General features: G+C 68.0%; 1 protein-coding gene. It reads left to right on the top strand.

Features of this window, described 5'->3' with window-relative positions:
• The first annotated feature begins 121 nt into the window (after positions 1 to 121).
• Positions 122 to 1,369 carry an IS256 family transposase gene (locus tag ACFYE1_RS17385; RefSeq protein ID WP_387745783.1) on the top strand — a complete coding sequence of 416 codons (1,248 nt, stop codon included), beginning with the start codon at positions 122 to 124 and terminating at the stop codon, positions 1,367 to 1,369.
• The last annotated feature ends 44 nt before the right edge of the window (positions 1,370 to 1,413 follow it).

The raw sequence follows: 1,413 nt of genomic DNA, 5'->3' as shown, positions 1-1,413 counted from the left end.
AGTTGAGTCCCGGATGATGGTGTAACGCTCGGTGGCCGAGTTCGTCGTTCCAGACGAGGCGCGGCCACCGTGTGATCCTTCGAGTTCACCTCTCACAGCACCCTCGAATGGAGTCATCACGATGACCGCACCTCATATTGTCGACCCTGCCGGCCTGCTCGGTGAAGCCCTGGCCGACGCCTCCCCGGATCTGATGCGGACTCTGCTGCAGACGGTGATCAACGCGCTGCTCTCCGCCGACGCCGACGCGGTCGCCGGCGCCGAGTGGGGTCGCCCGTCCCCGGATCGGGTGGTCCAGCGCAACGGCTACCGCCACCGCGACCTCGACACCCGCCTCGGCACCATCGACGTGGCCGTGCCGAAGCTGCGATCGGGCACCTACTTCCCGGACTGGTTGCTCGAGCGGCGCAAGCGGGTCGAGTCCGCGCTGATCACCGTCGTCGCCGACTGCTATCTCGCCGGAGTGTCCACCCGCCGGATGGACAAGCTGGTGAAGACCTTAGGGATCAACTCCCTGTCGAAGTCCCAGGTCTCCCGGATGGCCACCGACCTGGACGAGCATGTGGAGTCCTTCCGCCACCGGCCCCTGGACGAAGCCGGTCCCTTCACGTTCGTGGCCGCCGACGCGCTGACCATGAAAGTCAGAGAGGGTGGGCGCGTCATCAACGCCGTGGTCCTGATCGCCACCGGGGTCAACGGCGACGGGCACCGCGAGGTCCTCGGCATGCGCGTGGCCACCAGTGAGACAGGGGCGGCATGGAACAGCTTCTTCGCCGACCTGGTGGCCCGCGGGCTGGGCGGGGTCCGCCTGGTCACCAGTGACGCCCACGCCGGGCTCGTGGAGGCGATCGCCGCCCACCTGCCCGGGGCCGCCTGGCAGCGGTGTCGCACCCACTACGCGGCCAACCTGATGGGAATCTGCCCGAAGACCATGTGGCCGGCCGTCAAGGCGATGCTGCACTCGGTCTACGACCAGCCCGACGCCACCGCCGTGAACGCCCAGTTCGACCGGCTACTGGACTACGTGGGTGAGAAGCTCCCACAGGTCGCCGAGCACCTCGATGCTGCCCGGGCCGACCTGCTGGCCTTCACCGCGTTCCCAAAAGACGTGTGGATGCAGATCTGGTCCAACAACCCTGCCGAACGGCTGAACAAGGAGATCCGCCGCCGCACCGACTCGGTGGGGATCTTCCCCTCCCGCGAGGCCATCATCCGCCTGGTCGGGGCCGTGCTGGCCGAGCAGACCGACGAATGGGCTGAAGGCCGCCGCTACCTCGGCCTCGAGATCCTCACCCGCTGCCGGCTCACCACCGTCGCCGACACCGGAAGCGAGGTGAACCCCGACCCATTGGCCGCGCTCACCGCCTGACCACCACAGGAAGGACCGTTACACCACGCCCAGGGACTTGACCC

Origin of the sequence: Kocuria nitroreducens (assembly GCF_042879195.1) — a bacterium.
Taxonomy (GTDB): Bacteria; Actinomycetota; Actinomycetes; order Actinomycetales; family Micrococcaceae; genus Kocuria; species Kocuria nitroreducens.
This window is presented reverse-complemented; position numbering and strand designations above follow the sequence as displayed.